Origin of the sequence: Klebsiella sp. HC6 (assembly GCF_022605325.1) — a bacterium.
Taxonomy (GTDB): Bacteria; Pseudomonadota; Gammaproteobacteria; order Enterobacterales; family Enterobacteriaceae; genus Klebsiella; species Klebsiella terrigena.
In genome coordinates this window covers 2,123,453-2,149,145 of sequence record NZ_CP093276.1, presented here as the reverse complement: position 1 = coordinate 2,149,145, position 25,693 = coordinate 2,123,453, and the positions used below count along the sequence as shown (strand labels likewise).

The 25,693-nt window shown below is 61.9% G+C and carries 26 protein-coding genes; 12 read left to right on the top strand and 14 right to left on the bottom strand.

Annotated features, from left to right (window positions below):
• Positions 1-68: 68 nt before the first annotated feature.
• The 5 genes from MMW58_RS10465 to MMW58_RS10445 all read left to right on the top strand — a co-directional run bounded on the left by MMW58_RS10465 (position 69) and on the right by MMW58_RS10445 (position 6,697).
• Entirely contained in the window at positions 69-314 is a 246-nt protein-coding gene (locus MMW58_RS10465; RefSeq protein ID WP_133598697.1) for a histidine kinase, read from the top strand.
• Positions 315-446: 132 nt separating this feature from the next.
• Positions 447-1,901: an AMP nucleosidase gene (locus MMW58_RS10460; RefSeq protein WP_045859415.1), complete on the top strand. Its 1,455-nt coding sequence runs from the start codon at positions 447-449 to the stop codon at positions 1,899-1,901.
• Positions 1,902-2,337: 436 nt separating this feature from the next.
• Positions 2,338-5,562 carry a molybdopterin cofactor-binding domain-containing protein gene (locus tag MMW58_RS10455; RefSeq protein WP_241723302.1) on the top strand — a complete coding sequence of 1,075 codons (3,225 nt, stop codon included), beginning with the start codon at positions 2,338-2,340 and terminating at the stop codon, positions 5,560-5,562.
• On the top strand, positions 5,559-6,017 hold the full coding sequence (locus MMW58_RS10450; RefSeq protein WP_045859420.1) for a (2Fe-2S)-binding protein: 459 nt from the start codon (positions 5,559-5,561) through the stop codon (positions 6,015-6,017). The genes MMW58_RS10455 and MMW58_RS10450 overlap by 4 nt, the downstream gene beginning before the upstream one ends.
• A 56-nt stretch (positions 6,018-6,073) precedes the next feature.
• Positions 6,074-6,697 carry an NTP transferase domain-containing protein gene (locus tag MMW58_RS10445; protein WP_241723299.1) on the top strand — a complete coding sequence of 208 codons (624 nt, stop codon included), beginning with the start codon at positions 6,074-6,076 and terminating at the stop codon, positions 6,695-6,697.
• 20 nt (positions 6,698-6,717) lie between these two features.
• Here MMW58_RS10445 and MMW58_RS10440 read toward each other — a convergent pair whose 3' ends face one another.
• Genes MMW58_RS10440 through MMW58_RS10430 form a run of 3 tightly spaced genes read right to left on the bottom strand, consistent with a single transcriptional unit; the run spans position 6,718 to position 9,238 of the window.
• Positions 6,718-7,713: a Gfo/Idh/MocA family protein gene (locus tag MMW58_RS10440; RefSeq protein ID WP_200851415.1), complete on the bottom strand. Its 996-nt coding sequence runs from the start codon at positions 7,711-7,713 to the stop codon at positions 6,718-6,720.
• Positions 7,700-8,020 carry a putative quinol monooxygenase gene (locus MMW58_RS10435; RefSeq protein WP_241723298.1) on the bottom strand — a complete coding sequence of 107 codons (321 nt, stop codon included), beginning with the start codon at positions 8,018-8,020 and terminating at the stop codon, positions 7,700-7,702. Before MMW58_RS10435 ends, MMW58_RS10440 begins: the two co-directional genes overlap by 14 nt.
• A gap of 60 nt (positions 8,021-8,080) precedes the next feature.
• Positions 8,081-9,238 carry an adenosylhomocysteinase gene (locus MMW58_RS10430; RefSeq protein WP_241723297.1) on the bottom strand — a complete coding sequence of 386 codons (1,158 nt, stop codon included), beginning with the start codon at positions 9,236-9,238 and terminating at the stop codon, positions 8,081-8,083.
• A gap of 228 nt (positions 9,239-9,466) precedes the next feature.
• On the opposite strand from MMW58_RS10430, the gene MMW58_RS10425 reads away from it, so the two are divergent.
• Positions 9,467-10,513: a LacI family DNA-binding transcriptional regulator gene (locus tag MMW58_RS10425; protein ID WP_133598708.1), complete on the top strand. Its 1,047-nt coding sequence runs from the start codon at positions 9,467-9,469 to the stop codon at positions 10,511-10,513.
• Between the two features lie 19 nt (positions 10,514-10,532).
• Here the strand turns inward: MMW58_RS10425 and MMW58_RS10420 are convergent, their stop codons facing one another.
• The gene (locus MMW58_RS10420) at positions 10,533-11,513 is read right to left on the bottom strand and encodes an AraC family transcriptional regulator (protein ID WP_241723296.1); all 981 of its coding nucleotides are present in this window, start codon (positions 11,511-11,513) and stop codon (positions 10,533-10,535) included.
• Between the two features lie 80 nt (positions 11,514-11,593).
• Between MMW58_RS10420 and MMW58_RS10415 the strand changes: the two genes are divergently transcribed.
• Positions 11,594-12,553 carry an oxidoreductase gene (locus MMW58_RS10415; RefSeq protein ID WP_241723295.1) on the top strand — a complete coding sequence of 320 codons (960 nt, stop codon included), beginning with the start codon at positions 11,594-11,596 and terminating at the stop codon, positions 12,551-12,553.
• 26 nt (positions 12,554-12,579) lie between these two features.
• Entirely contained in the window at positions 12,580-13,647 is a 1,068-nt protein-coding gene (locus tag MMW58_RS10410) for an aldo/keto reductase (RefSeq protein WP_241723294.1), read from the top strand.
• A 48-nt stretch (positions 13,648-13,695) separates the two neighbouring features.
• On the opposite strand, the gene MMW58_RS10405 is transcribed toward MMW58_RS10410, so the two are convergent.
• The 5 genes from MMW58_RS10405 to MMW58_RS10385 all read right to left on the bottom strand — a co-directional run bounded on the left by MMW58_RS10405 (position 13,696) and on the right by MMW58_RS10385 (position 17,526).
• Positions 13,696-14,445, bottom strand: a complete 750-nt coding sequence (locus tag MMW58_RS10405) for an anti-sigma factor family protein (protein ID WP_241723293.1) — start codon at positions 14,443-14,445, stop codon at positions 13,696-13,698.
• On the bottom strand, positions 14,442-14,951 hold the full coding sequence (locus tag MMW58_RS10400) for an RNA polymerase sigma factor (RefSeq protein WP_241723292.1): 510 nt from the start codon (positions 14,949-14,951) through the stop codon (positions 14,442-14,444). Before MMW58_RS10400 ends, MMW58_RS10405 begins: the two co-directional genes overlap by 4 nt.
• Before the next feature lie 3 nt (positions 14,952-14,954).
• Entirely contained in the window at positions 14,955-15,506 is a 552-nt protein-coding gene (locus tag MMW58_RS10395) for a cytochrome b (RefSeq protein ID WP_133598720.1), read from the bottom strand.
• A complete protein-coding gene (locus MMW58_RS10390) occupies positions 15,503-16,561 on the bottom strand; it encodes a catalase family peroxidase (RefSeq protein ID WP_241723290.1) in 1,059 nt (352 codons plus the stop codon). The genes MMW58_RS10395 and MMW58_RS10390 overlap by 4 nt, the downstream gene beginning before the upstream one ends.
• Positions 16,562-16,656: 95 nt before the next feature.
• Positions 16,657-17,526 (bottom strand): LysR family transcriptional regulator, encoded by an 870-nt coding sequence (locus tag MMW58_RS10385; protein WP_241723288.1) that lies wholly within the window; start codon positions 17,524-17,526, stop codon positions 16,657-16,659.
• Positions 17,527-17,642: 116 nt separating this feature from the next.
• On the opposite strand from MMW58_RS10385, the gene MMW58_RS10380 reads away from it, so the two are divergent.
• Both MMW58_RS10380 and MMW58_RS10375 read left to right on the top strand, forming a co-directional pair.
• On the top strand, positions 17,643-19,172 hold the full coding sequence (locus MMW58_RS10380) for an MFS transporter (RefSeq protein ID WP_133598726.1): 1,530 nt from the start codon (positions 17,643-17,645) through the stop codon (positions 19,170-19,172).
• On the top strand, positions 19,165-19,944 hold the full coding sequence (locus MMW58_RS10375; protein ID WP_241723287.1) for a metallophosphoesterase family protein: 780 nt from the start codon (positions 19,165-19,167) through the stop codon (positions 19,942-19,944). The genes MMW58_RS10380 and MMW58_RS10375 overlap by 8 nt, the downstream gene beginning before the upstream one ends.
• A gap of 6 nt (positions 19,945-19,950) precedes the next feature.
• Here MMW58_RS10375 and MMW58_RS10370 read toward each other — a convergent pair whose 3' ends face one another.
• From MMW58_RS10370 to MMW58_RS10350, 5 genes are read right to left on the bottom strand one after another with little or no spacing between them, the layout of a single operon-like run.
• The gene (locus MMW58_RS10370; RefSeq protein ID WP_159235650.1) at positions 19,951-20,694 is read right to left on the bottom strand and encodes an ABC transporter permease; all 744 of its coding nucleotides are present in this window, start codon (positions 20,692-20,694) and stop codon (positions 19,951-19,953) included.
• The gene (locus tag MMW58_RS10365; RefSeq protein WP_241723286.1) at positions 20,691-21,881 is read right to left on the bottom strand and encodes an ABC transporter substrate-binding protein; all 1,191 of its coding nucleotides are present in this window, start codon (positions 21,879-21,881) and stop codon (positions 20,691-20,693) included. The genes MMW58_RS10370 and MMW58_RS10365 overlap by 4 nt, the downstream gene beginning before the upstream one ends.
• Entirely contained in the window at positions 21,865-22,665 is an 801-nt protein-coding gene (locus MMW58_RS10360) for an ABC transporter ATP-binding protein (protein WP_133598735.1), read from the bottom strand. The genes MMW58_RS10365 and MMW58_RS10360 overlap by 17 nt, the downstream gene beginning before the upstream one ends.
• Positions 22,662-23,720 (bottom strand): acyl-CoA dehydrogenase family protein, encoded by a 1,059-nt coding sequence (locus MMW58_RS10355; protein ID WP_133598737.1) that lies wholly within the window; start codon positions 23,718-23,720, stop codon positions 22,662-22,664. Before MMW58_RS10355 ends, MMW58_RS10360 begins: the two co-directional genes overlap by 4 nt.
• Before the next feature lie 33 nt (positions 23,721-23,753).
• Complete coding sequence (locus MMW58_RS10350) at positions 23,754-24,107, bottom strand: carboxymuconolactone decarboxylase family protein (protein ID WP_241723285.1); 354 nt, start codon at positions 24,105-24,107, stop codon at positions 23,754-23,756.
• A 307-nt stretch (positions 24,108-24,414) separates the two neighbouring features.
• Between MMW58_RS10350 and MMW58_RS10345 the strand changes: the two genes are divergently transcribed.
• Positions 24,415-25,320 (top strand): AraC family transcriptional regulator, encoded by a 906-nt coding sequence (locus tag MMW58_RS10345; protein ID WP_241723284.1) that lies wholly within the window; start codon positions 24,415-24,417, stop codon positions 25,318-25,320.
• A gap of 94 nt (positions 25,321-25,414) precedes the next feature.
• Complete coding sequence (locus MMW58_RS10340; protein WP_241723283.1) at positions 25,415-25,678, top strand: hypothetical protein; 264 nt, start codon at positions 25,415-25,417, stop codon at positions 25,676-25,678.
• Positions 25,679-25,693 lie beyond the last annotated feature (15 nt).

Here is a 25,693-nt window from a genome sequence, read left to right as displayed (position 1 = left end):
ATTCTTATTGTCAGAAGCGGAGCAAAAGACAATTATCGCCGGGAATATAACAGGCCAGAGAGAAAGAGATGGAGTGGTGGGTAAAAAAGGTCTGCACCGCAACGACCCGCGTGGTTTTACAAAGCGGCCAACTGCTGATCATTGCCGAGATTGAACCCTGCCGCTGCGGCTTAAAAATCGGCGATAAGCTCACGCCGCTGGCGAACGCCCGCTACCGCATCAACGACGACCCCGCGGTGACTATCAGGGTACAAAAGGCAACGCACTTCAGCCCCGAGCGCTGGGCAGATAGCGCGCATTCCAGGGCCGAATAGCCGCCAGTAATAATCACCAACTGTTTCTATTTGCAGTATTTTCATCGCTCAGCCGGTGAAATTCCCCTTCGCTCTTTTCGGTCTGTGACATACTATCGAACACGTCAGCAGACCTGAAACAAGGAGCGAACGATGAACCACAAGGCCGCCAGTCTGACCCCGGAACAAGCGCTGAGTCAGCTAGAAACGCAGTATGAGCAGTCGGTCAATGCGCTACGTAAAGCCATTGGCGAGTACATCAACCACAACGTGCTCCCTGACGAGAGCGTCCGTGCCCAGGGGCTGTTTGTCTATCCGCTGCTGTCCGTTTCCTGGGATGGCGCCGATCACAAGGCCCTCAAAACCCGCGCCTGGGGCCGCTTCACCCACGCCGGCTGTTACACCACCACCATTACCAATCCTAAGCTCTTTCGCACCTACCTCCTCGAACAGCTGACCCTGCTGTATGAGGATTACGGCGCGCACATTAGCGTTGGGCTTTCGCAGCATGAAATTCCCTACCCTTACGTGATCGACGGTTCCGCGCTGACCCTCGATCGCTCGATGAGCGCGGGCCTGACCCGCCATTTCCCGACCACCGAGCTGTCGCAGATTGGCGATGAAACCGCCGACGGGATATTCCACCCGACCGAAAACCACCCGCTTTCCCACTTCGATGCCCGACGCGTCGATTTCTCCCTCGCCCGCCTGCGCCACTACACCGGCACGCCGGTCGACCATTTCCAGCCGTACGTCCTGTTCACCAACTACACCCGCTACGTGGATGAGTTCGTGCGCTGGGGCTGCAGCCAGATCCTCGATCCCGACAGCCCCTATATCGCGCTCTCCTGCGCCGGCGGGATCTGGATCACCGCCGATACCGAAGCGCCGGAGCAGGCCGTGTCCGACCTGGCATGGAAAAAGCACCAGATGCCCGCCTGGCACCTGATCACCAAAGATGGTCAGGGGATCACCTTGATTAACATCGGCGTTGGCCCTTCTAACGCCAAGAATATCTGCGATCATCTGGCGGTGCTGCGCCCTGACGTGTGGCTGATGATTGGCCACTGCGGCGGCCTGCGCGAAAGCCAGACCATCGGCGACTACGTGCTGGCGCACGCCTATCTGCGCGACGACCACGTGCTCGATGCGGTGCTGCCGCCGGATATCCCGATCCCCAGCATCGCCGAGGTCCAGCGCGCGCTGTACGACGCCACCAAGCAGATCAGCGGCATGCCGGGCGAAGAGGTTAAGCAGCGGCTGCGCACCGGGACGGTAGTCACCACCGACGACCGCAACTGGGAGCTGCGCTATTCCGCCTCGGCGCTGCGCTTCAACCTCAGCCGCGCCGTCGCGATTGATATGGAAAGCGCGACTATCGCCGCCCAGGGCTACCGCTTCCGCGTCCCGTACGGCACGCTGCTGTGCGTCTCTGATAAGCCGCTGCACGGAGAGATAAAGCTCCCCGGCCAGGCCAACCGTTTTTATGAAGGGGCGATTTCAGAACATTTGCAGATTGGCATTAAGGCCATCGACCTCCTGCGGGCCGAAGGCGATCATATGCATTCGCGCAAGCTGCGCACCTTCAACGAGCCGCCTTTCCGCTAGCTTCCCTTCCCCGTACTCCCCTGGGCGCAACCCGGCGCCCGGGGGCTTTAACGTCGAGAAACGCCCCTCCCTCTGGTCGCCATGCGCCACCTCCCGACGCCGAAAGGCTATCTCTTCATCACCGCCCTTTATCATTATGATAATAATTATCGCCGCGCAGGTGATAATCACCCGGCAACGGCGGCTGCGGCCTCTCCCGCAGGCAGCGTCGTTTCGCCAATAAGTTCGATCGGCATCACAGTTGGCAACCCCGAAAACCCCATTCCTTTGAGCTGGCATACCTATTGCTACTTCTCGCCCGATAGGCAAAAACGTCTTTACGACCGTTATGCCGCGCAACAGACACGACCCGCAGCTGCGGCAGTGCGACCTACGGTGACACCATCCGTCGGGCGTCGTTCGTACAAGGGACAGGACCCTGGAAACGGAGAAATATATGACCACTACGCTGGTTGGCAATGAAGTCGCGCGCGTTGATGGCCTGGCCAAGGTGAGCGGCAAGGCTATTTACGGCGATGATATTAAAATGGCAAATATGCTGTACGGCGTTTGTCGTTTTGTCGATATTCCTGCAGGACGCATTGATTCGCTCGACTTATCTGCGGCGAAGAACGTTCCTGGCGTGGTGCGTATTGCCACGTGGGAGGATATTCCCGGCGAGAAGAGCCTCGGCGTTATCATTCCCGACTATCCGCCGATCATTCGCGATGAAATTGCTTATCGCGGTGATGTCATTGCGGTCGTCGCCGCCGAAACCTATGAAGCGGCGTGCCTCGCGGCGGAGAAGATCGCGATTACCTATACGCCGTGGCAGCCCATCGTTTCGCCCGAAGAGGCCATGAAACCCGGAGCGCGCTTAATTCATAGCGAACTCGACAGCAATATTATTAATCACCACCACACCGTCAAAGGCGATATCGACAGCGGTTTTGCCGCCTCTACGCATATTTTTGAACGCGAGTACGAGGTGGGGTTTCAGGAACATGGCTATATAGAACCTGAATCTATCACGGCCTGGATCGATAACAACGAGCAGGTGATGACCATTAGCGGCTCGATTCAGAACGCCCACCGCATACGCGGGATCGTGGCAAAATACCTCGCCCTTCCGCAGTCGCGGGTCAACGTTAAGCGCTCGATACTGGGCGGTTCGTTTGGCGGCAAGGACGATATTATCGACAATATTGCCTGCCGGGCCGCCCTGCTGGCGCATCTTACCGGCCGCCCGGTCAAGATCTCCTACAATCGGGAACAGTCGATGCGGGAGAGCTATAAACGCCATCCCTATAAGATGAAGTACAAGATTGGCCTCGATGATGAGGCCCGCATTCAGGCGATTAAGGTCGATATTATCGCCGATGGCGGCAGCTACTCCGGGCAGACCATGTTCGTAACCTGGCGCAGCTCCGTGCAGGCCGCCGGGCCTTACAACATTCCCAACGTGCGGGTCGACGTGACGGGGGTCTATACCAACAATAACTACACCTCCGCCTATCGCGGCTACGGCGCTCCGCAGGTCATTTTTGCCAATGAATCGCTGATGGACGAGGTTGCCGAAGCGATGGGGCTCTCCCCGGTCGAGCTGCGCCTGCGCAATATTCTCCGCCAGGGCGATACCAGCATGGCCGGGCAGGTGTTTGATAATCATACGGTCTCCGCGCAGGAGGTCCTCGAAAAAGCCATGGCGAAAGCGGAGTTCGTCGCCAGGCGTGAGCACTATCGCAAGCTCAACGCCGAGGGCGGGCCGGTGCGCTACGGTATCGGCCTGGCGCTCAGCCACCGCGGGTGCTCCCTCGGCGCGGAGGGCCTGGACGCCTCATCGGCGCTGATACAGGTGAACGCCGATGGCAGCATCAACATTTCAACCTCCGTCTCTGAAAACGGCCAGGGGTTGCAAACCACCATGTCGCTGATTACCGCCGAGGCCTTCGGCATCGGGCTGGATCGGGTGATGTTCTCTGAGCCTGACACCTCGATGATCGCCGACGGCGGCTCTACCGTCGCCTCCCGCGGCACGCTGATGGGCGGCCAGGCCATCCTGAGCGCCGCCAATAAAATTAAGAACCGGATGGCCAACGCCGTCAGCCAGCGGCTGGGGGCCGCCGGTATCGACGATCTGGTGTGGCAGGGGGGGAAAGTCTTCAATCGGCACCAGCCGCAAACCACCCTGACCTTCCAGGAAGTTGTCGATTTGACCCGGGCGACGGGCGCCAACCTCTCCTCCTACGGCTGGCACGTGGCGCCGGCTATCCACTGGGATGAGGAAAAAGGCTGCGGCAGCCCCTATTTCACCTGGGTGTACGGCTGCCAGATCGCCGATATTGCGCTGGATACCCGCACCGGCAAGATCGCTATCAATAACGTCGTCGCCGCCCACGATGTGGGTAAGGTGATCAATCCCGTCGGCTTTGCCGGTCAGGTGTACGGCGGCGTGCTGCAGGGGATGGTGGGATACGGCATGCTGGAGGATTTTAATACCGAAAACGGGGCGGTGAAATCCGAGAATTTTGACACCTATCTGCTGCCCACCATCCAGGATATGCCCCATATCGATATTATCGCCGTCGAAAACCACGACCGCGCCGGGCCTTTAGGCGCCAAGGTCATCGGCGAGCCGGTCCTGGAGCTGGGAGCCGCAGCGCTTAACAACGCGGTCTGCTTCGCCCTGGAGAAACGAAACCGTCAGCTTCCCCTGACCCTCGAGCGCGTGCGCCTCGGCTATAACCTGAAAAAACCCGAGCGCCAGAGCGAACTCATGGCGGAGGGAGCGGAGCATAAGCAGGTTCTGCGCCTCAATACGCTGCGAATGGCGACGCCGAAAAATCTGGACGAGGCGCTGCAGCTGCTGGCGCGGGAAAATAGCCGGCCCATCGCCGGCGGGACCGACGTTCTGGTACAGGCGCGGTTGAAAACCGACGAGGTCGAGCTGGTCAATATTGCGGGACTTCAGGAGCTCAGGCAGATAGAAGAGGTTAACGACGAGCTGATTATCGGCTCAGGGGTCTGCTTTACCGACCTGGTCAGGCACCCGCAGATTAAGGCGCGCTACCCTCTGCTGGTCACGGCCTGCAAAACTATCGGCTCTCTCCAGCTGCGCAACCAGGCGACGATCGGCGGGAATATCGTCAACGCCGCGCCCTGCGCCGACTCGGTTCCGCCGCTGATTATTTATGACGCCAGGCTGGAGCTGCGCAGCGCCAGCGGCGCGCGGCGGATAGCGCTCAGCGACTTTATCGTCGGCGGCTACCGCACGGCGCTGAATCAAGGTGAAATCGTCACCAGGGTCATATTACCCGCCCCGCCCGCGCCGCTATCACAGCAGCGGTATTTACAGCTGGGACGCCGCAACGCGCTGAATATCACCCGCCAAAGCCTGACGGGCCTGTTCACCTTTTCTGCCGATGGCACCCTGGCGCTCTGCCGCCTGGTGGATGGCGCACTGCTCAGCAAACCCCAGCGGCTGACGGAGGTTGAGGCCTGCCTGACGGGGTTTGTCCTCGACGAGAAGAGAATTGAGGATGCGGTCCAGGCGCTGAACAAAATCATGCATGAGGCGATAGGCGGACGCTGGTCGGCCCCTTACAAAATACCGGTATTTGAAGATATGTTCCGACAAATGATGCAGGAAACGCTGGCAGAGCAGAAGGTGGCAAAAAAATGAACCGAATTGAGCTGAAGGTTAATGGCATTCGCATCAGTCGCGAAGTGGACGATAACACCCGCCTGCTGGATTTCCTGCGGGAAGATCTGCGGCTAACCGGCACCAAGGAGGGCTGCTCCGTCGGCGAGTGCGGGGCCTGCACGGTGATTATGAACCAAAAGTCGGTCTGCTCGTGCCTCCTGCTGGCCGCCCAGTGCCACGGCGCGGAAATCACCACGATTGAGGCCCTGCAGCATGACGCCGTCGGGAAGAGGCTGCAAAACGCGTTCGTGCGCCACGGCGGCGTCCAGTGCGGCTTCTGTACGCCGGGGGTACTAATGAGCACGAAGGCCCTGTTAGATCAAAACCCTCAACCTTCCGATAGCGAAATTTGCGAGGCGCTGGAGGGTAACCTCTGCCGCTGCACCGGCTATCAGCCGATTATCACCTCGATAAAAGCGATTCTGAAGGCTTGAGTTTGCGGCGCCCCGGACGAGCTGATATTCGGGGTGCCGATAGTGGCGGAGGACGTATGCCTGTTAAAGAGTGTTTGATTCTGGCGGCGGGACTGTCAACCAGAATGGGGACCTGGAAAATGATGCTGCCATGGAGAGAGGGGACCGTCCTCGACGGCGCCATCGCCAATGCGCTCTCATTTTGCGATCGGGTTATCCTGGTGACCGGATTCAGAGGGTCCGAGCTGCATCAGCGCTATGCGCACCATCCAGGTATTGAGCTGGTTCATAACGCTAACTACCAGCAAGGCATGTTTTCATCCATCCAGGCGGGCGTAAAGCACATTAAAGCGCGCCATTTTTTTATCGCCCTCGGCGATATGCCGGCAGCCGGCGCTGGCGTCTATGCTTCCCTGTGGCGCCAGCGCAAAGAGACGTGCCTTATCCCCGAGTATCAGCAGGGCCGGGGTCATCCGGTGCTGCTGCCGTTTTCGATTATTGAAAAAATAGTCGCTGCCGGCGCCGACGATAATCTCAAAACGATTGTGCGTCAGTTCGGTAGCCAAACGGTCGGCGTGCAGGAAAATGGCATTCACTGGGACGTTGATACTCCGCAGCAATATCAGCAGCTGCTCTCCCGCAGCCGGGCCAGCGGCGAGACGCCGGAGAGGATCGCCCCTCCGGCGTCGCCGAGGGGCTGAAGGCGATATCGTTGTCGCGCCTACGCCAGACCGGCTTCGGCGCCCTGCTCCCAGGCGGTGAGCATCCGCATAATGGCCAGCGAGTCTTCGGCTCTCGCCGCCGGTCGCGCCACCTCCCGCGCCCCCTGCGCCAGCGCGCTGCCGACCGCCAGCACCTGATAGTCGAACGCGTCGCCCGCGGCGGCGATATCGATATAGCGGGTTTCTCCCTCGTAGGGAGTGACGGCGATGCGGTTGCCGCCGGCTTCCGGGAGCCAGGGGTTACTCTCAATGCGCAGCGAACCGACGCTGCCCTGGATGCTGAAATCCCAGAACATGCCGTAATCTTCCGTACAGTGCAGGGAGGCCACCGCCCCATCGGCCCAGCTCAGGATTGCCGTGGCCTCGGCGAGATTGCCGTCTGCGCCGCGGCGGCCCATCGCCGCCAGACGGTAGTCGCCGACCGCGTCGCCGAGGCGGTGCTGCATCACCAAATGCGCTAATGAAGCCGGATAGCAGCCGAGGTTGTAAATCGCCCCCCGACTGTCCGGATTCACCAGGTGGGCAATGCTGGCGCCGTAGCGGGCCGTCAGCGAACGGACCTCCCCCAGCTCGCCGCCGTTGAGGATATCGATCAGCGCGGCAATCAGCGGATGGTGCAGGTACATCAGGCCCTCCATAAAGAAGACGCGATGCTCTTCTACCGCCGCCAGCGCCGCTTCGGTTCGCGGCATATCCACCGACAGCGATTTCTCGCACAGAATGGCTTTTCCGGCCCGGGCGGCCTGAATCACGAAATCATGATGAATATGGTTTGGCAGGGCGATATAGACCACGTCAACCTCAGGATCGGCGATAAGCCGGGCGTAGTCGTCAAACAGGCGCTGCGGGGCGTACTTTTCGCCAAATGAGGCCAGCCCGGCGGCAGAGCGCCCCGCGGCCGCATAGAGCCGGTGCCCGGGCGCGCGGGCGATAGCTTCGGCCATCACTCCGGAAATAAAGCTGGTGCCCAGAATGCCCCAGTTAATCATGGTCATGCTCCCCACCGGCGCGCGCCGGCAACGTGGTTTCGAAAACCCGAACCAGGCTGACCCACCCGGCGTCGATAAACGCCTGGGTATGCGGCAGGGTAAAGTGGCGCTGATGGGCCGCCGGATCCTCATAGCGCTCCCAGAGAATAAACCGCCGCGGGTCGGCATTATCCTGCCAGGCCTGGGCCAGGGTGCAGCCCGGCTCCTGGCGCATCGCGGCGCAGAAGTCATCGATAGCGCGATGTCCCTCCTCGATGGACCACCGGGCGTTAAGGGTAATTTCGGCGGTAATGAAGTGGCCGCTGCTTTCCATATTGATCCTCTTGCTGTGAATCCGGCGGGCCGTCGGCTCCGCGCCGGGAGTTGTCTATGATTAATGCCCTGCCGGGTAGTGCAGGCTGAGGTAGCCGTTGGCGACCCGCTCATCGATTTCGCGCGGAACCGGCACCACGCAATCGGCGCGCGTGGCGTGACCCCGCGCCACCGCCTCAAGGCAGCGCGACTGCAGCGCAAAGCCGAGATCCATCGATTCGATTGAGTTGCCGAGCGGGCGCGGGCCGGCCAGGTTCAGCATATGGCCGTCGGTGAGAATGCGGATCCGCCGACCGTTCGCCAGGGTATAGCAGGTTATTCCCTCGGCGAAACGCACGGTATCGCGAATGTCGCCGTGGGCGGCAATATCCGCCACGTCTATTTCGATCGGAAAATGGCCGGCGTTGGCGAGGGTAACGTTATCTTTTAACAGCGCCAGGTCTTCAGAGCCGAGAACGCGCCCGCCGCCGGTCACGGTGATAATGACGTCGGCGCTGCGGATCGCCGTCTCCCGGTCGGGGGTATCAAAACCGTCCAGATGCGCGCGCAGGCGCTTGAGCGGATCGCTATCCACCACGCTGACTTTGGCGTTCGCATTGCGGAAGTTATACGCCACCCCCATGCCGCAGGCGCCGTAGCCGAACACGGTCACCCGCTGGCCGTTGGTTATCCGGTTCGTCACCCGCATGTATGACTCCAGCACGCTCTGGCCGACCGCGTGCTCGTTTTCCGCAAACTGCTTAATCGGGCTGTCGTTGATAACGAGGATCGGGCGGTTCAGCTCGGCTCGCCTCAGCGCCAGGCGCATGCGCCCGGAGGTGGTTTCCTCGGTGCCGCCCAGCAGAGAATCATAGGGTTGCTCAAGGAACAGCTCGAACAGATCGCCGCCGTTATCCAGCAGCATATCCGGCTTCGCCGCCAGCACCTGCTGCAGGAATTGACGATGACGTCCGGGATCCTGGGTGGCTTCACCGATCACCCGAATTCCCTTCTCACTCAGCCACGCCAGCGTGTCCGGCTGGGTTGAGTTGAGGTTGCCGGTGGCGACGATATCGGCCCCGCCGTCGCGCAGCGTCATTAACAGCGCCACGGTTTTAGGCTCGAGGTGAATAGCGGTCCCAATGGTCATCCCGGAAAATGGCCGGGTTTCGCGGAACTCACCGGCAATCTCCTGCAGTAAACGACAGTTCTCTTGTACCCACTCAATACGACCAGGCATAGCGTTTTGCTCCTGAAGTTAATCTCGAACGTTGTCACACCGATCGGCGTCTGCTGGCGCCGGCGATCGACATCATACGTATGACTTCATAATCAGTGCGTGACGGCGATCTCATATTAAGTAATACGTATGACCTTAAGAAGGGTACCGCCGGGGCGCGGTTTACAGCCCGTCCTTGTCTAACCCGGCCACGACAGGCATCATAGGCGGCGTAAAAAAGGAGACGACATGGCTGACAGTGGAAAAATGCGTCCGGATCCCCGGTCCGGCGAACGAGAAGGCGCGGTGACCAGTACGATGGTGGCGCGGGCCGCTAACGTCTCCCAGTCCACCGTGTCGCTGGTGCTCTCGGGAAAATCCGCCGGCCGCGTCTCCGCCGCCACCCGAACCCTGGTCGAAGAGACCGCGCGGCAGCTGGGCTATCGGCCCAACGTTTCCGCCCAGACGCTGCGCACGGGGATCGTCAAAACTCTCGCCTTCGCGGTTCCCGACCTGCAGCAGCCCTTTTTTGGTCAGGTGCTCTATGCCGCAGAGCTTTTCGCCTGCCAGCACGGCTACAACATTATCCTGATCGACACCCTCGCCGACGCGGACTGGGCCGGGCGCCTGCTGCAGATGTTCAACAGCCACACCATCGCCGGCTGTATCGTCTACGCCAGCGACAAAGAGACCGAGCGGCGCCTGGCGCCGATGCAGAATAACGTTGTCTATATTGAAGCCGATGACGAGACGCTAAGCGGTATCGATCTTAATACCGTCGGGGTGATGAAGGCCGTGGCCGAACACCTGGCCGCCCTCGGGCACCGGCGCATCGGCTACCTTGCCGCCCGCTACCCGCGAGCGCTGTTCCAGCGTCGCTTTGACAGTTTTGTCCAGCAGCTGGCGCTTGCGGGGATCGCCTTTGCGCCGCAGCGTCGCCAGTTTTCCAGATTCGGCGTTGAGGAGGCCACGGCCTGCGCCCTGCAGCTGCTGGAAAGCGATATTACCGCCGTGGTTTGCGATGACGATCTGCTTGCCGGGGCGCTATACCGCGCGGCCCGGAAAATGGGTAAATCGATCCCCGGCGATCTCTCCGTCATCGGCTTTAACGATGTGGAGATCGCCCGCCTGCTAAGTCCGGAACTCACCACCATCGCCATTCCCGCAGAAGAGATTGGCCAGCGCTCGGTTGAGCTGCTGCTCGCCCAGCTCGGCCCGTCGCACGTCAGGGCGAAGCCGGCGATCCTCGATCTGCACCTGCGGCTTCGCGGCTCAACCGGGCCGGTGGCGAAGTAGCGTCCTGCCGGAACAGCGACTAAAAATCACCGCTATTCGCATCGCCGGAGGCCGCCGGTTCTGCGGCATCGTTGCGCGCATCCCGACGATAGTGGCCGGGAGCCAGGCCCATCACCCGCTTAAAGGCGCTGCTGAACGCGCTTTCGGAAGCGTACCCTACCCTTGCGGCCACCTCGGCGATCGCCGCCCCCGCCAGCAGCTCGCGCCGCGCCAGGTACATGCGCCACTGGGTTAAATAGGCCAGCGGCGGGATCCCCATTCTTTCGCGAAACCGCACCGCCAGCGAGGTTCTCGACATCCCGGCGCTTTTTGCCAGCGCCTGCAGGGTCCAGCCGCGGGCGGGTTCGCCGTGAATGCAGCTGAGCACGATGGAGAGCCGCGGATCGGCAAAACCCTGCAGCCATCCCTTATCGTCCGCCGGCGCGCCGGCAAGCCAGGCGCGCAGCGTCTGGGTGAAGAGCAGCTGGGTCAGCCCGGCCACCATGCTGGCGCGTCCGGGTCGGCTGCTGTTCATTTCGACCACCAGCTGCCTGAGCAGCCAGGAGAGCGGTTCAGCTTCGGCTGCGCCGCCGCGGACGTGGATCAGCGGCGGCAGTCCGCTCAGCAGCAGCGCCTGGCGATCGGCATCCAGCCGGACCTTGCCGCCGATCATGGTGAAATCCTCTCCCTGCCCCAGGCGATAGCGGTCGTCGTCGTCGCGTTCGATCGGCGCCTGCCCGGCGTCGGGCAGTAATTCGGCCGAGCTGGCCAGCGTCAGGATGCGCGTACCGTTGGTAATCAGCACGTCGCCGCTCTCCGCCAGCTGCGGAGCCGGTACGTCATCGAGCGCGTACCAGCAGCGCCCCTGGGTTACCGCGCAAAACTTAATCGAATCGAGGTTGGCAAAACGGCGCGCCCAGGCCCCGCCGGCCACCAGGCTTCCGGAGAGATCGCAGCGCACCTGCAGGAAATCGAGCAGATCCGATAGCGGGTCAACGGCTAAATTTGAACTATCACGCATATAAATTGCATTTTCACGGCTTCATCGTACGGTGACGGCACTCTACCATGTGACAACCCCCTTCGTCCCGGAGAATAGCTATGCTCACCCCTCAGTCTCCTGTTGTTTCAGGCTTCAGCGCGACCTCTACGCCCGAGGAGGTTATGCGTCACGTCGACCTCAGCGGAAAATGCGCCATCGTCACCGGCGGACACGCGGGAATTGGTCTGCAAACCGTCATGGCGCTGCGTGCCGCCGGTGCCAGAATCATCGTTCCCGCCCGCGACGTGACGGCGGCCCGGGCCGCCCTTGCCGGTATGCCGGACGCTATCGTGCTACCGCTGGATCTGCTGAACCCGGACTCTATCGACCGCTTCGCCAGCGCGGCGCTCGCCGAAACCGACGCCGTCGATATTCTGCTGAATAACGCCGGCATTATGGCCCCGCCGCTCTCCCGCGACGCCCGCGGGTTCGAATCGCAGTTTTCTACCAACCATCTCGGCCATTTTCAGCTGACGCTGCGGCTTTGGGACGCGCTCGTCGCCTCGGGGAGCGCGCGCGTCGTGGCGCTGTCATCCCTCGGGCACCGCTATTCCGCGGTCTGCTTCGACGATATCCACTACCGGCAGCGGCCCTACGATCCCTGGCGGGCCTACGGCCAGTCGAAAACGGCCAACGCCCTGTTTGCCGTACATCTCGACCGACTCGGCGAGCCGTTGGGCATTCGCGCGTTTTCGGTACATCCCGGCAGGATCCCCACTACCGGGCTGAGCCGCTTTATGAGCGCGGAGGAGAAGGCGGCCGTCGCCCGGGCGGCGCAGGTTGGGCCGGACTTTGTACCGTCGCCGCTGAAAACCGTAGCTCAGGGTGCGGCAACCAGCCTGTGGGCCGCGACCAGCCCACAGCTGGCCGGCATGGGCGGAGTGTACTGCGCGGACTGCGACATCTCGCCGCAGGTCGCCGACGATAGCCCCGACGTCAGCGGCGTACGCCGCTGGGCGACGGATCCTCTGCAGGCCGGGCGCCTGTGGGACCTTTCGCTCAGGATGCTCGGGCAATAATTTTTTTAGCCATACGGGAGAACGCTATGCCGCTTAATCACTACATTACCCTGGGACGCTCCGGGCTACGGGTCAGCCCGTACTGCCTCGGCACCATGACCTTTGGCGAAGAGTTTGGCTGGGGCGCCAGCCCGCAGGAGTCGTTTGCCATGCTCGATGAGTACCGCAGCCGCGGCGGCAACTTTGTCGACACCGCCAACATCTATACCGCCGGTCATTCGGAGCAGATCGTCGGCGACTACATTAAACACCGCGCGCTACGGCGCGATGAGCTGGTGCTGAGCACCAAGTTCTACTGCAATCTCTTCCCCGGCGATCCGAACGGCGGCGGCGCGGGGCGCAAGGCGCTGATCCAGCAGTGCGAGGCCTCGCTGCAGCGCCTGCGGAGCGACTATATCGATATCTACTGGCTGCATAACTGGGACCGGACCGCGCCGATTGAAGAGACGCTGCGCGGGCTCGACGATCTGGTCACCGCCGGCAAGATTCGCTACGTCGGCTTCTCGGATATTCCGGCGTGGAAAACCGCCGAAGCGCAGACCATCGCCCGCTTTCGCGGCTGGGCGCCGATTATTGCCCTGCAGCTCGAATACTCCCTGCTGGAACGAACCGGCGAAGGGGAACTGTTCCCGCTGGCGCAGGAGATGGGCATGGGGATCATGCCCTGGTCACCGCTCAAAAGCGGCTTCCTGAGCGGTAAATTCAGGCGCAACGGCGAAGGCAGCGTCGACACCCGCCGCAGCGGCATGGTCGGCATGCCGTCGCCGGCGGACTACGATGTTATCGATACGGTGATCGAGATCGCCTCGGCGCTTAACGTCAGCCCGGCGGCGGTGGCGCTGGCGTGGGTCAGATCGCAGCCGGGAGTCAGCGCCACGCTGATTGGCGCCCGGCGGCTCGATCAGCTGAAAACCAACCTCGATTCGCTGGAGGTAACGCTGTCGACGGAACAGCTTGCCCGGCTCAGCGAGGTTTCAAAACCCACACTGAATTTCCCGGCTGAAAACAACGCCACCCTGGCGCCGATGCTCGCTTTCGCCGGCATGACCGTGGATGGTAAAACGATCCCCTCTTTCAACCTCCACGCCTCCTGAGGGTTTACGCCAAACGACCGGCGCGGATTGCCCGCCGCGCCGGTCGGTTTAGCCCATTTCGCTGCGAATGGCCTCGCGTAAAGCCGGCAAATTGTCGCCGTCAACGGGGCTCACCATCGCATAGTTGTAATGGCTGTCGCTCCAGTACTGCGCCACCAGGCCATCGCTCTGCCGCGCCCCTTTGCTCAGGTGGACCGCCTGATGACGGATATACCAGGCGATCCGCTTCCCTCCGGCGGTTTCATAGAGCACTAACGCAGAAGCTCCCTGTTCGCTGGCCATCAGCCGGGCGCCAATCAGCTTAAAGCCATAGCGTTCAAGATCCGGCGGCAGCGTACCGCTGATAAAGTAGCGTCGCAGCCAGTTTTCCAGCATCGGCGGCTCGCTGGTGCGGATATCCATGCTGGCGAGCTGCGGAAGATCGCCAAACAGTTTATAGGCCTGCACCGCGTCTTCCATCGGCAGCGTCGGCGACTGAACGTGCTCTTTAAGCTGCCAGCCGCCGAGGCTTCCCGCCCCCATTGCCAGCACCAGGGAAAAGGCCAGCGCAACGCGCTGAATACGCCGCTGACGCAGGCGAAAACGCAGCCTGGCGGGATCAGAGTTGATGGCAAGGTAGCGAATATCCGTTCGGTTTACGGCATGCTGCAGACGCAGCTTATCCTGTCGCCAGCCCTCCACCTCCCGGGCCACCGCGGGATGATCGCGCAGCCAGGACTCGATTTCCCGGCTGGTCCGTTCGTCGGTTTCGCCATCCAGCCAGGCATGCAGCAGGCTTTCATCGGGCAGATTGCTCATTTTAATCTCCTTAGCACCACGGGCGACGCGTGCTCCTCAGTCAATTGCCGCAGCTGCTTGCGGGCTCTGGACAAGCGCGACATCACCGTTCCGAGAGGGATATTGAGCGCTTCGGCGGCTTCCCGGTAGCTCATCTCCTCCACGCTGATCAGCAGAAGCAGCGCCCGACTTTCCGCCGGCAAATGGGCAAATAGCGCCAGCGTTTCGTCCGCCATGAGGCTGTTTTCACCGCCAACGTCCGTTTTAGCTTCCTGCTGAAAAAACGTCAGCAGCTTTTGCCAGCGCTTGCGCCGCCGCTCGCCGTCGATAAACTGGCGCCAGAGGATCGAGAACAGCCAGGTGCGCAGATTGTGCACATCTGCCCTGTCAGCCGGGCCGTCCAACGCCTTGATCAGCGTATTCTGCACCAGATCCTCCGCGGCCATAACGTCCCGGGTCAACCATAGCGCAAAGCGCTGGAGGTGCGGGAGGAGTTCGCGAATGTCCTCATCGCTAAGCGCCAGCATGATTCACCCTCCGGAACGCCGACGAACGCCGCTCATACTGCTGAATACCCCGTCGCGCAGGATCAGCCCGTGCAGCAGCGCCGCGGCGACATGCGCGAGGACCACGGCGAATAACGCAAACGCCAGCAGCGTGTGTAAAGGGCGCAGGATGGCATACAGATCGATGTTCACCGGCAGCAAGGCCGGTAATACCACCCCGCCCCACAACGTGACGGGATAGCCGGCAGCGGAAAGCATAGCCCAGCCAACCAGCGGTTGAGCGACCATCAGCAGATAGAGCGCCAGGTGGCTAAGGTGCGCCATCCCTTTTTGCCAGCGGGACAGGGTGCCCGGCAGCGCCGGCGCGCCGTAGCGCCAGCGGAGAAAGATACGCAGCAGCACTAATACTTCGATAGCGGCGCCAAGGGGTTTATGCACGGCGAGCAGCAGCGAGTGGCTGGATGAAACCGTTGAGACCATCGCTACGCCGATAAACAACATCGCCAGTATCGCCAGCGCCATCAGCCAGTGAACAAGGCGCAGCAGCGGATGAAAGGTCGTCGCCTGAGTTTTCATGAACGCTTCTCCTGACCCTGACGGGCCTCTTCGGTCGTACGCAGATTAAAAGATTTGGCATAAGCCGCGGAGCGCGCGTTCAGCAGCGGATCGTCGGAACCGGCAATCCCGTCCGGCAGGATCAGCGGGTCGTAGTTAATATTATTGCACGCGCCCCCCTGCTGATCTTCAGCCTTGTGAATCACCACGGTTCCCGCCACCAGCGAGGGATTCTCCTGCGGCCAGGCTTTCGTCGCATCGTTGACCGGATCTCCCGGCCGGGCGACGGTAATCAGCAGATCCCAGGATAATGGACCCGCGGCCAGGCGGGTTTTCAGATCGCCGGCGAGATAGTTTTTATCCTCTTTATCCTGCGCCGAAATAGGTTGCCACGGCGAGTGCGGCACCAGGCTCCAGCGCACGAAGTGGCTTTGATTGTGCGCGTCGATAAAGCGAAAGGCGTTCAGGCTGTTGTATTGCTCCTGCGCCCAGCCGGCGGCCAGGACGTGCGTTTTCGCCCACTGGAAGAAGGGTTTGGCTTCCGGATGCGCCTGCATAAAGGCCTGCATTTTCTGCGGGTCGGGTTTGCCGGTGGCCGCCAGCGGGCGGGTGGCTAGCTGTTGGTCATAAAACCCCTGCGGGGTGGCGACGCTAAAGAAAGGCAGCGCGTTCATGCCGCTGCGCCACTGTTGGCCGTCGGGTAAAGTGAACGCCAGGGCGAAACTTCTCACCGGCACGGCGTAATCCGGCGCCCCCGGATTGCCGCCGGCGATGGCCAGCCGCCCGGTCACCGGTACGCTTCCCGGGCGAAAGACGATCGCTCGCGAAAGCGCCTCGGCCTTGCCGTTGGAGATAAATTCGCCGCTCACGCACACGCCTTTGGCGTGATTGCGGCGAAAGCCAGGATGCACGCCGCCATTTTTTTCCAGCACCTCAATGAGCGTATTCGCCGAAAGCCGCTCCGGCGTCAGCCAGCCGCCGGCCCAGACGAAGAGCAGCAGCAGGGCCGCGGGAATGGCGCCGACAAGCAGCAGCAGGAGTTTTTTTTGCGCAAAAACGCGGTCAGGTGTTTTCATCTTAGAAGCTCGGTCACGATAGAGTCTCCATAAGACGAACGGGGAACGGGTTTATTCCCGGCGGACGAAAATTTTTTATCCGCCAGCGCATCCCGCTATGGCGTCTGCGCCATCGCTATGAATTTTTTAATAACCGGCGCGCGTTCGCGCTTGCGATACAGCAGCCAAATTGCCGAGGGAATATCCGGCGCGGCCAGCTCCCGATAGACCACTTCGCGCAGAACGATCGCCTGGCTGAGGATAACCGGCACCACCGCCACGCCGTTGCCGAGCGCCACGTTGGCCAGCACTTCCGTCAGGCTGCCCGCCCGCAGGGTGTGATTGAGCATAAACCCGCCGCGGCGCGCCACTTCCCGGGTACCGGAAATCTGTTCGGGTAAAATAAAGGTGTCTGCGCTCAGATCTGCGGGGACAACGGCGGTTTCACCCGCCGCTAAAGGGTGGGTCGCCGGCAGCGCCAGGCAGAAACGGTCCTGCTGTAGCACAATATGGGCAACCTCCGCGGGCAGCGCCACCGGCGCGCGCACCAGCGCCACATCCATCTGCCCCTCAACCAGCGCGGAGGCCATGCCGTCCATCGCTATTTCATACGCCTGAACAAAAACCGCGGGATGATGCTGGCGAAAACGGGCGCACAGCTGGCTCAGGCTGCCCGACATCAGCGCCGAAGCGACGTAGCCGACGCGGATATAGCCCCGTTCGCCGCGCGCGGCGCTGAGTACCCGCTCCCGGGCCTGATTGGCGTGGGCCAGCGTCGCCAGGGCCTCTTCGAGCAGCACCTCGCCGGCCTGAGTCAGCTGGACGCGCCGTTTGTTGCGCAGAAACAGCGGCGTACCGAGCTCCCGCTCCAGCTGGCCGATCTGCACCGACAGCGTGGGCACCGCAATATTCAGCGACTCCGCCGCCGCGCCAAAATGTAGCGTGTTGGCCACTTCGACAAAATAACGCAGGTGGCGAAGCTCCATATGCTCTCCCAACAATTAGGTATTGCCTAATAATAATCCCATTTCGCGCAATTGATACCCCGGACGGCGCAGGCGATGCTGATGGCCGTCATTCCCCCTTTATATCAGGAGTTTTCATGGCCCACCTCTCTCGCGCCGGGTCGGTTAAATCGCCGGGTTCGGTTCTGCTGGTCGCCTCGCTCGGCTGCGCCATCACGGTGGTCGATACCAATATCGTCGGCGTGGTGCTGCCGACCATCGCCCAGGGACTCGGCGCCACCTTCTCCGCGCTGGAGTGGGTTATTGGCGCCTACGTGCTCTGTTTTTCCTCGCTGCTGCTGCCTGCCGGCTCGCTGGCGGATCGTTTTGGCCGCCGGAAAGTGCTGCTGTGCGGGCTCGCGCTTTTTACCCTGGCATCGCTGGCCTGCGGAGCCGCGCCCACGGTGATGTGGCTCAACGTTGCCCGCGCGGCTCAGGGCGTGGGTTCGGCGTTCCTGCTGGCTCCCGCGCTGGCGATTATCGGCCATACCTGGCGCCTCCCCGCGGAGCGTAACCGGGCGTGGGCCATCTGGGGCGGGATCATGGGCATCACCATGGTGCTGGCGCCGCTGGCGGGCGGCGTTATCAGCACCCTGCTCGGCTGGCGCTGGGCCTTTTATATCAATATTCCCATCTGTCTGCTGCTGGCCCTGCTGGTTCTGCGGGTGGTTGAAGAATCGCGTCATCCCGGCGCCGGAAAACTGGATATCCCCGGCATCGCGCTGTTTATTAGCGCGATGTTCGCGCTCACCTGGGCCTTTATTCTCGCCCCGGAGCAGGGCTTATTCAGCTCCAGCGTCCTGCTGCGCCTCGCCTGCAGCCTGTGCCTGTTCGGCTGTTTTGTGCTGGTCGAAAAACGCCGGCGCGCGCCGATGCTGGAGCTCAGTCTGTTTCACGCCCGGCCCTTTATCGGCGCGGTGCTGGCGATGTTCGCCTACGCAGCCACCGCCCAGGTCATGACCTCGCTCCTGCCGCTGCTGCTGCAGAATGTTGAAGGGAAATCGGCGCTCAGCGCCGGGATCGGCATGCTGCCTTTCGCTCTCGCGATGCTGATCTTTCCCGTCGTGGGGCGCTGGCTGGCGCATTACCTTGCCTCCCGCTGGCTGCTGGCGATCGGGCTGCTGCTGGTGGCGGCGGGAAATCTGCTGATTGCCGTCGCCGTCCAGCAGCAGATGAGCGGGCTTATCGCCGGCGGGATGACGATCCTCGGCAGCGGCGGCGGGATGCTCAACGGCGAGACGCAAAAGGCGATTATGGGGACCGTCCCACACGAGCGGGCCGGCATGGCTTCCGGGATCAGCACCACGGCGCGCTTTTCCGGGATCCTGCTCGGATTCGCCATGCTGTGCGCCATTCTGGCCAGCAGCCTGCGCCACATGCTGAGCGCGGCCCTGCAGGAAAACCACCTGCCTCTCCATCAGGAAGCGATCTCCCGGCTGGTGACCGGCGACGTCGCGCGCGCGCTGGCGAGCTATCCGCAGCAGCAGGCCGGGCTGCTACAGGCGCTGATGCACAGCGCCTATCGCAGCAGCTTTGCGCTCATGCTGATCGGCGCGGCGCTGTTCGCATTCTGCTCGGCGCTTTTTATCATCTGGTCAATGAACACGAAGGAAAAAAACCATGGCTGACTTTACGTTCGCCGCGTTTAGCGATGTGCATGCCAACCTGCCGGCGCTGAAGGCCGTGCTCGATGATATCGAGCAATATAAGGTTGACGCCTGCTACTGCCTCGGCGATCTGGTGGACTTTGCCCCCTGGCCCAACGAGACCATCGCGCTCCTGCGCCAGCGGAATATCCCGGTGGTGCTCGGTAACCACGATCGCCGCGTCGCCGACAACGAACCGGTACCGCCGCTGCCCTGGCATAGCCAGGCCGAACGAGAGGCCCGCCTTGAGGCCATTACTCTCAGCCAGCGGACGCTCAGCGAGGAGAATCGACGCTGGCTGCAAGACCTCCCCACCTCGCAGCGCCTGAATCTCGGCCCGCGTCACGCGCCGCTGCGGATCCTGCTGGTCCACGCCAGCCCGCGTTCGCTGTCGGAGTATCTGACAGAGGAGGTCAGCGACGAGCAGCTGCTGGCCTATCAGCAGCAGTATCATTTTGACGTGCTGATTAGCGGGCATACCCATCGCGCCGGAGTCAGAACCGTGGCGGCGGCGCAGGGCCAGTGTATTATCGCTAACGTCGGCGCCACCGGGCGGATCAAGCCCGGTCAGCCCCAGGCGAGCTGGCTTGCCGGGCGCTACCAGCGGGGGAAGCTCAGCTTCGAGATCGGATGCGTACGCTACGACGTGGCCGGGACGGCCCAGGCGATCCGTGAAAGCGCCGTCCCTGATTTCTACGCCGATGAGCTGATGCGCAACGGTATGCCGGGAACATTCGCCCTCGGCGGGGGTTAAGAGCGATCAGGCGCTCACCGTGCGGATAAAATATCTGGCCAGCCAGTCCATCAGAAAACCGATCGCGCCGATGGTCACAATCACCGCCATCAGGGCGGAATAATCCAGCCGGTCGCGGGCATCAAGGATGGCATAGCCCAGCCCTGAGCTGACCCCCAGCATTTCACAAGGCACCAGCACAATCCACAGGATGCCGATGGCCAGCCGGACGCCGGTGAGAATATGGGCGCGAACGCCGGGCAGAATAATATGCCAAAGCGTTTCCCGGCGCGTCGCGCTCAACGAACGGGCCAGCAGCAGCCAGCCGGGCGGCAGCTGCCTGACGCCGCTGGCGGTATTGAGCAGCACCGGCCAGACGGCGGCAAAGCTAAGTAAGAACCAGATCGGCCGATCGCCGATCCCCAGCAGCATCACGGCGACGGGCATCCACGACAGCGGCGAGATCATGCGCAGAAACTGCAGCGCCGGCATCGCCAGACGCTCGCTTGCCGCCGAGCAGCCAATCAGCAGGCCGCACGGGATGCCGACCATTAGCGCCAGCCCCAGTCCGACCGCCACACGCGACAGGCTGATGGCGATATTGCGCGCCAGCTCCCCCTGAACAAGCATCTCCTGCAGGCTGCGGAAGGCGTTTTCCGGCGCGAACAGCCCGGCCATTCCCCCGGCAAAGTGCGTTATTGCGCCCCACAGCAGCAGCAGAAGTGTAAGACCGGGAAGCGCCCAGCCAATACGGATGAAAAGCGACTTCATGGCGCGATCGTTTCCTCACGGTCAAACGCCCGCTCGGGCAGACCAAACGCGGTCAGGCCGCCGGCGCGAGCGATACTCTGACGCACGAAATCCGACGCCACCAGCTCGGCGGCGACCTGCTGCCCGTCGAGCCGGGCGAGAAAATCACTATTTCCCTCCATTACCGTCTGCTTCAGCTGCTCGGTCAGCGAGGCGAAATAGCTGGCGTACGGCCAGGGCTGGAAATCAATCCGCTGCTGACGCCACGCTTCGTGGCGGATCGCGCCGTCCTTTTGCCAGCCGGCCTGCATCGCCGGAGTGGGCAGCAGTACCTGACGAAGCACCTCGGCATCGTGCGGGGTATAGCGATGCTCATCGCTGCGCGCCAGCAGCTGCGCCGTTTCCGCCCGATGCTGGCGGATCCACAGCTGGGCGTTAACCAGCGCATCGGTCACGCTCTGGCTCCACGCCGGCCGCGCGCTGAGATCGCTTTCATGCATCATCACCACGCAGCAGGCGTGGTTTTGCCAGACATCGCCGGTAAAACGCAGGATCCGCCCGACGCGGCGCGCTTCCGCCAGCGCGTTAAACGGTTCGGCGACGATAAAGCCCTGGATCTGCCCGGCCGCCAGCGCGGGCACCATATCAGCAGGTGAAAGCACCAGCAGGCGAACCTGCTTTTTCCCCGGCGCGCCGGTGACCGCCTGCAGCCCGACGCTGCGCAATATTTGCTGCAGCACCACGTTGTGTATTGAGTACCAGAAAGGCACGGCGACGGTTTTCCCCTCCAGCTCTTCGGGGCGGCTAATCTGCGGCGCCACGGTCAGCGCCGAGCCGTTGGTATGATTCCAGGCCACCACTTTGGCCGGCAGCTTCGCCTGGTAGCGCGCCCAGATCGTCACCGGCGAGAGCATATGAATCACGTTCACCCGGCCGGCGATAAACGCCTCGGTCAGCTGCGACCAGCTGCGGAACATCACCGGACGCTCGGCCTGCACCCCGGCCTTGTCGAACAGGCCCAGCCCGTGCGCCACCAGCAGCGGCGCCGCGTCGACGATCGGCAGATAGCCGATTCTGACCGGGGCGTCCGGTTCAGCGGCGGCGCGCGCCTGCTGTTGCATTATCAGCGGCAGAGCGGTTCCGGCGCTCAGCAGCGCGCTCAGTTTCAGAAAGTCGCGGCGCGACATCGCATCACACATCAGGCACATAGCGTTTCTCCGCATCGGTATCCGCGCGCACATCGCGCAGTTTCTTCAATATTTCCAGCCGCAGGGCGGCGAGCGCCTCCAGCGCATTATCGCGCGGATGGGGGATCTGCGGGCGCCACTCGCCCATCAGGCGGCCCGGGGCGCCGCCCAGCAAAATAACCCGGTCCGCCACCAGCAGCGCCTCGTCAATATCATGGGTAATCAGCAGCGCCGACATCCGGTGTTGATTCAGCACGGCGATCAGCAGCCGCTGCATATCATGGCGGGTGACTTCATCCAGCGCGCTGAACGGTTCATCAAGCAGCATCACCTTCGGCCGCCGCGCCAGGCATCGGGCTAGCGCCACGCGCTGCGCCATCCCGCCGGAAAGCTGGGCCGGTAGCTTGCTGAGATGGGCGATCAGGCCGACCGACGCAATCGCCTGGCGCACGCGTTCCCGACGTTCCCGCGCCTCAAGCCGCGGCTGATGGCGGAAATCGAGGCCAAAGGCGACATTGTGTTCCAGAGTGCGCCAGGGCAGCAGCGTGGGATCCTGGAAAGCCACCGAAAGGTGAGGATGCGGGCCGTCCAGCGGCTGGCCGAGATAGTTCACCTCACCGGCCAGCGGCTTTTCCAGCCCGGCAAGGATCCGCAGCAGGCTCGATTTCCCGACGCCGCTGGCGCCCACCACGGCGACAATTTCGTTTTCCGCCAGCGCAAAGTTGAAATCCTGTAGCAGGCGGGTCGTCGCCTGCCCGCGGCGATACCCCACCTCAAGGCGGCTGGCGTGCAGCAACACGCTCATGACGGCAGCCTTGCCAGCTGCTGTTTCAGCTGCACAACGCTGGGGGTGACCAGCGGCAGGAAGGCGCATTCGCGCCAGCGGCGCGCGGTCCGATCGCCCTGCGGCGACAGGTAGGCCCGGCCTCCCGCCAGCATCAGTTCCAGCTGTATACTGCTCATCGCCAGCTCGACCAGCCCGATGCGCAGCCGGAACAGTTCGCCGGGCTGCTGGACAAAGCGCTGGCTTTCCACCCCGGCGTAAAGGTCGCTGCGGATCTGGCGATAGCGCTGTGCCAGCGTCTGCCACTCCCCGCGCAGCACGTGGCCGTCGCTTAATCGGTCGCGGCACTCGTCAAGAATACGTTCGGTCAGCCCCAGCGCCATGCCGCACTGCAAACCGAGAAAACGCGGGCGCACCGCGGGCAAAAACGTCCGGGCGGCAGGATGGATCACCCCGTCTTTTTCCAGCGCGACATCGTCAAAACGCAATGCCGCCGTGGCGCTGCCCTGCATCGCCATCAGGGCGAGATCGGCAGAGCGCGACACTCCGGCAAGGCCGGAACCGATGCTGGCGATGAACGGTTCACCGCCGCCATCAGGCTGAACAACCGTCACCGTCTGGAAACCGCGGGTTTGCAAATTGGTCACCCAGTGAAGCTGCCCGGAGAGCCGCCAGCCCCCCTCCCCGTTAGCTACGCCGCCGACCTGCAGCTCTTCGAGCCCGGAGAGGAATTTCATCGCGTTGGATAAACCGGTCGCCCCCGCCAGCCTGCCGGCCAGCAGATCGGGCAACAGGCGATCGCGCAGCGCGCTCTCTGGCGCCTGGGTCAGGATATCGATATAGGTACGGTGTCCCCAGAACATAAACGCCGCCGTCAGCGAATGGCGGGCCACCGCGCTGATGGCGTCAATCGCGTCCAGCAGCGTACCGCCGCTGCCCCCGAAGGCCGGCGCGATCCCAATACGAAACAGGTTCGCCTGCGCCAGCTGTTGCAATAGCGCGTGGCTGAGTTCGCCGGAGCGATCGAGTTCCTCCGCCCGGTTGTCAAGCCACTCGCGTAATGAGTGATGTAGCATGCGTACTCTCCTTCAGCAGAGAACGGGCCCGATTTAATCGGACCAGGCCCACGGGCTTAGCTCGGTATTGAGCGGCGTTTGCGCCAGGCTATTGGCGAAGTTGCACAGCGTGGCCAGGCTGACGCCGAGGATCACATCCAGCGCCTGGCGCTCGCCGTAGCCCGCCGCGCGAAACGCCTGCCATGCCGCTTCGCTAACCGCGCCGCGGGTGGCGATGACTTCGCGGGCGAAGCTGGCGATGGCTTCAAGATGCGGGTCGGGCAGCGGCTGCCGGGTGCGTAGCGCCTGTAAATCGGCCGGCGGCATGATCTTTTTCTTTTCGACAGTTGCGCTATGCCCCGCCACGCAAAAACCGCAGCCGTGGACGGTTGCGGCAATTAATTGCACCGTTTCTCGTTCCGCTGCGGATAGACTGTTATTATTATTTATAGCGCCAACTGTTATATATGTTTGCAGCGCCTGCGGCGAATTAGACAGCGCCAGTAATAAATTTGGAATAAAGCCTGAAGCGACCCGGGCTTTTTCCAGATAAGGTTTTGATTCCTCCGGCGCGCCTGCCAGAGTCTGTAAGGTAATTCTTGTCATAATTAGCCTCCTGGTAAATTTCAACCAGTATGTTTTTATTGAACGCGGGGAGCAATGCTGATAAAAAGTTGATTATTGTTCATTCGTCCTTTATTTATTCTTTTTTACTATGCTAAATAGCGAATGGTTATTAGATAATCTGAGTATTGAGAACTCCGTGTTCCACGTGGGCAAGTATTGCGGCTCATGGAAAGGCGGCACTTCGGGCAGCGGCAAAGCCAGCTATCATCTGGTGATGGAGGGGCACTGCTGGCTGCACCGCGACCTGTCGGCCGGCGCGCTGCGTCTGGAAAAAGGCGATATGGTTTTTATTTTACAGGATTGTCCATTCGTTCTTTCCTCTCATGAAAATGCGCAAAGCGCCTGGCGGGCGCCGGTGCGGGAAATGCAGCCGCTGGCTTATAAAGATGAGACCAGTACCGCATTGACCTGCGGCTTTATTACCTTTAAAACCACCATTAGCCAGATGCTGTTGAGCTTTTTCCCGCAGGTTATCGTATTTAAAGCACAGGACGACCGCTCCGGCTCCATCGGCAAACTGGTGGCGGTGATTAATCAGGAAGCAACGCAGGCGGTGCCGCCCAGTGAAAAACTGATCGCTTCGCTGACGGAATTACTCTTTTTTATGGTGATCCGCCACTATTTATCCAGCCATACGGTGAAGACGCCGCTGGATAATATTCCACTGACCACAGAATTCCTCAATCTGATGGCGGAGATCGTCTTGTTTCCGGCACGCTGCTGGACGGTGGAAGCCATGGCGCGCGCGTCGGGCCTGTCGCGCTCGTGGTTTATTCAGCGCTTTAACCAGGTTTCGCCGCTGCCGCCGGCAGAAATCGTGCGCCATATTCGCATTGCGCTGGCCTGCCAGCACATCGCCGGCGGCGTAAGCCTGACGCAGAGTGCGGAGCGCGTCGGCTATCAATCCCAGGCGGCGTTTAACCGCGCGTTTCAACGCGTCACTGGCGTCACTCCTGGCCGCTACGGCCAGCAGCGCCGGGAGAGCGCCGCCTGAACCATACAACATCGTCATTGTATGGTTTATTGTATGCATACAATATTTTATAATAGCGCCCTCGTCCCCCGCCATCACAATCGTAAGGTACACCATGAAGCTCACATCGGGACCGCGCGGCTGCCTGCTGCTAATGGGGCTGGCGCTGCTGTTCATCGCGGCGGTCTACGCCATCATGATCGCCTGCATGACCCTGTGGACCAACCACAATGCGCAAGATAACGCCCGCGAGGCGATACGCCAGTGCCAGCAGGCCTCGCGGCCGGCGTCCGGCCGCAGCGTCGCCGGCTATTTCAACGATGAAAGCTGCGCGGAAATGCAAAAACAGTTTGTCGCGCGCTTCCATCGTCAGCCCTAAAAAAACGGCCCCGGC

Excerpts from the sequence above, each read along its gene's own strand:
- MMW58_RS10380 (WP_133598726.1), top strand. The coding sequence starts at position 17,643 with ATGGCCCACCTCTCTCGCGCCGGGTCGGTTAAATCGCCGGGTTCGGTT.
- MMW58_RS10425 (WP_133598708.1), top strand. The coding sequence starts at position 9,467 with ATGGCTGACAGTGGAAAAATGCGTCCGGATCCCCGGTCCGGCGAACGA.
- MMW58_RS10445 (WP_241723299.1), top strand. The coding sequence starts at position 6,074 with ATGCCTGTTAAAGAGTGTTTGATTCTGGCGGCGGGACTGTCAACCAGA.
- MMW58_RS10390 (WP_241723290.1), bottom strand. The coding sequence starts at position 16,561 with ATGAAAACACCTGACCGCGTTTTTGCGCAAAAAAAACTCCTGCTGCTG.
- MMW58_RS10340 (WP_241723283.1), top strand. The coding sequence starts at position 25,415 with ATGAAGCTCACATCGGGACCGCGCGGCTGCCTGCTGCTAATGGGGCTG.
- MMW58_RS10365 (WP_241723286.1), bottom strand. The coding sequence starts at position 21,881 with ATGTGCCTGATGTGTGATGCGATGTCGCGCCGCGACTTTCTGAAACTG.
- MMW58_RS10440 (WP_200851415.1), bottom strand. The coding sequence starts at position 7,713 with ATGACCATGATTAACTGGGGCATTCTGGGCACCAGCTTTATTTCCGGA.
- MMW58_RS10355 (WP_133598737.1), bottom strand. The coding sequence starts at position 23,720 with ATGCTACATCACTCATTACGCGAGTGGCTTGACAACCGGGCGGAGGAA.
- MMW58_RS10375 (WP_241723287.1), top strand. The coding sequence starts at position 19,165 with ATGGCTGACTTTACGTTCGCCGCGTTTAGCGATGTGCATGCCAACCTG.
- MMW58_RS10385 (WP_241723288.1), bottom strand. The coding sequence starts at position 17,526 with ATGGAGCTTCGCCACCTGCGTTATTTTGTCGAAGTGGCCAACACGCTA.
- MMW58_RS10410 (WP_241723294.1), top strand. The coding sequence starts at position 12,580 with ATGCCGCTTAATCACTACATTACCCTGGGACGCTCCGGGCTACGGGTC.
- MMW58_RS10420 (WP_241723296.1), bottom strand. The coding sequence starts at position 11,513 with ATGCGTGATAGTTCAAATTTAGCCGTTGACCCGCTATCGGATCTGCTC.
- MMW58_RS10345 (WP_241723284.1), top strand. The coding sequence starts at position 24,415 with ATGCTAAATAGCGAATGGTTATTAGATAATCTGAGTATTGAGAACTCC.
- MMW58_RS10460 (WP_045859415.1), top strand. The coding sequence starts at position 447 with ATGAACCACAAGGCCGCCAGTCTGACCCCGGAACAAGCGCTGAGTCAG.
- MMW58_RS10465 (WP_133598697.1), top strand. The coding sequence starts at position 69 with ATGGAGTGGTGGGTAAAAAAGGTCTGCACCGCAACGACCCGCGTGGTT.
- MMW58_RS10415 (WP_241723295.1), top strand. The coding sequence starts at position 11,594 with ATGCTCACCCCTCAGTCTCCTGTTGTTTCAGGCTTCAGCGCGACCTCT.
- MMW58_RS10430 (WP_241723297.1), bottom strand. The coding sequence starts at position 9,238 with ATGCCTGGTCGTATTGAGTGGGTACAAGAGAACTGTCGTTTACTGCAG.
- MMW58_RS10395 (WP_133598720.1), bottom strand. The coding sequence starts at position 15,506 with ATGAAAACTCAGGCGACGACCTTTCATCCGCTGCTGCGCCTTGTTCAC.
- MMW58_RS10435 (WP_241723298.1), bottom strand. The coding sequence starts at position 8,020 with ATGGAAAGCAGCGGCCACTTCATTACCGCCGAAATTACCCTTAACGCC.
- MMW58_RS10405 (WP_241723293.1), bottom strand. The coding sequence starts at position 14,445 with ATGAGCAATCTGCCCGATGAAAGCCTGCTGCATGCCTGGCTGGATGGC.
- MMW58_RS10450 (WP_045859420.1), top strand. The coding sequence starts at position 5,559 with ATGAACCGAATTGAGCTGAAGGTTAATGGCATTCGCATCAGTCGCGAA.
- MMW58_RS10360 (WP_133598735.1), bottom strand. The coding sequence starts at position 22,665 with ATGAGCGTGTTGCTGCACGCCAGCCGCCTTGAGGTGGGGTATCGCCGC.
- MMW58_RS10370 (WP_159235650.1), bottom strand. The coding sequence starts at position 20,694 with ATGAAGTCGCTTTTCATCCGTATTGGCTGGGCGCTTCCCGGTCTTACA.
- MMW58_RS10455 (WP_241723302.1), top strand. The coding sequence starts at position 2,338 with ATGACCACTACGCTGGTTGGCAATGAAGTCGCGCGCGTTGATGGCCTG.
- MMW58_RS10400 (WP_241723292.1), bottom strand. The coding sequence starts at position 14,951 with ATGCTGGCGCTTAGCGATGAGGACATTCGCGAACTCCTCCCGCACCTC.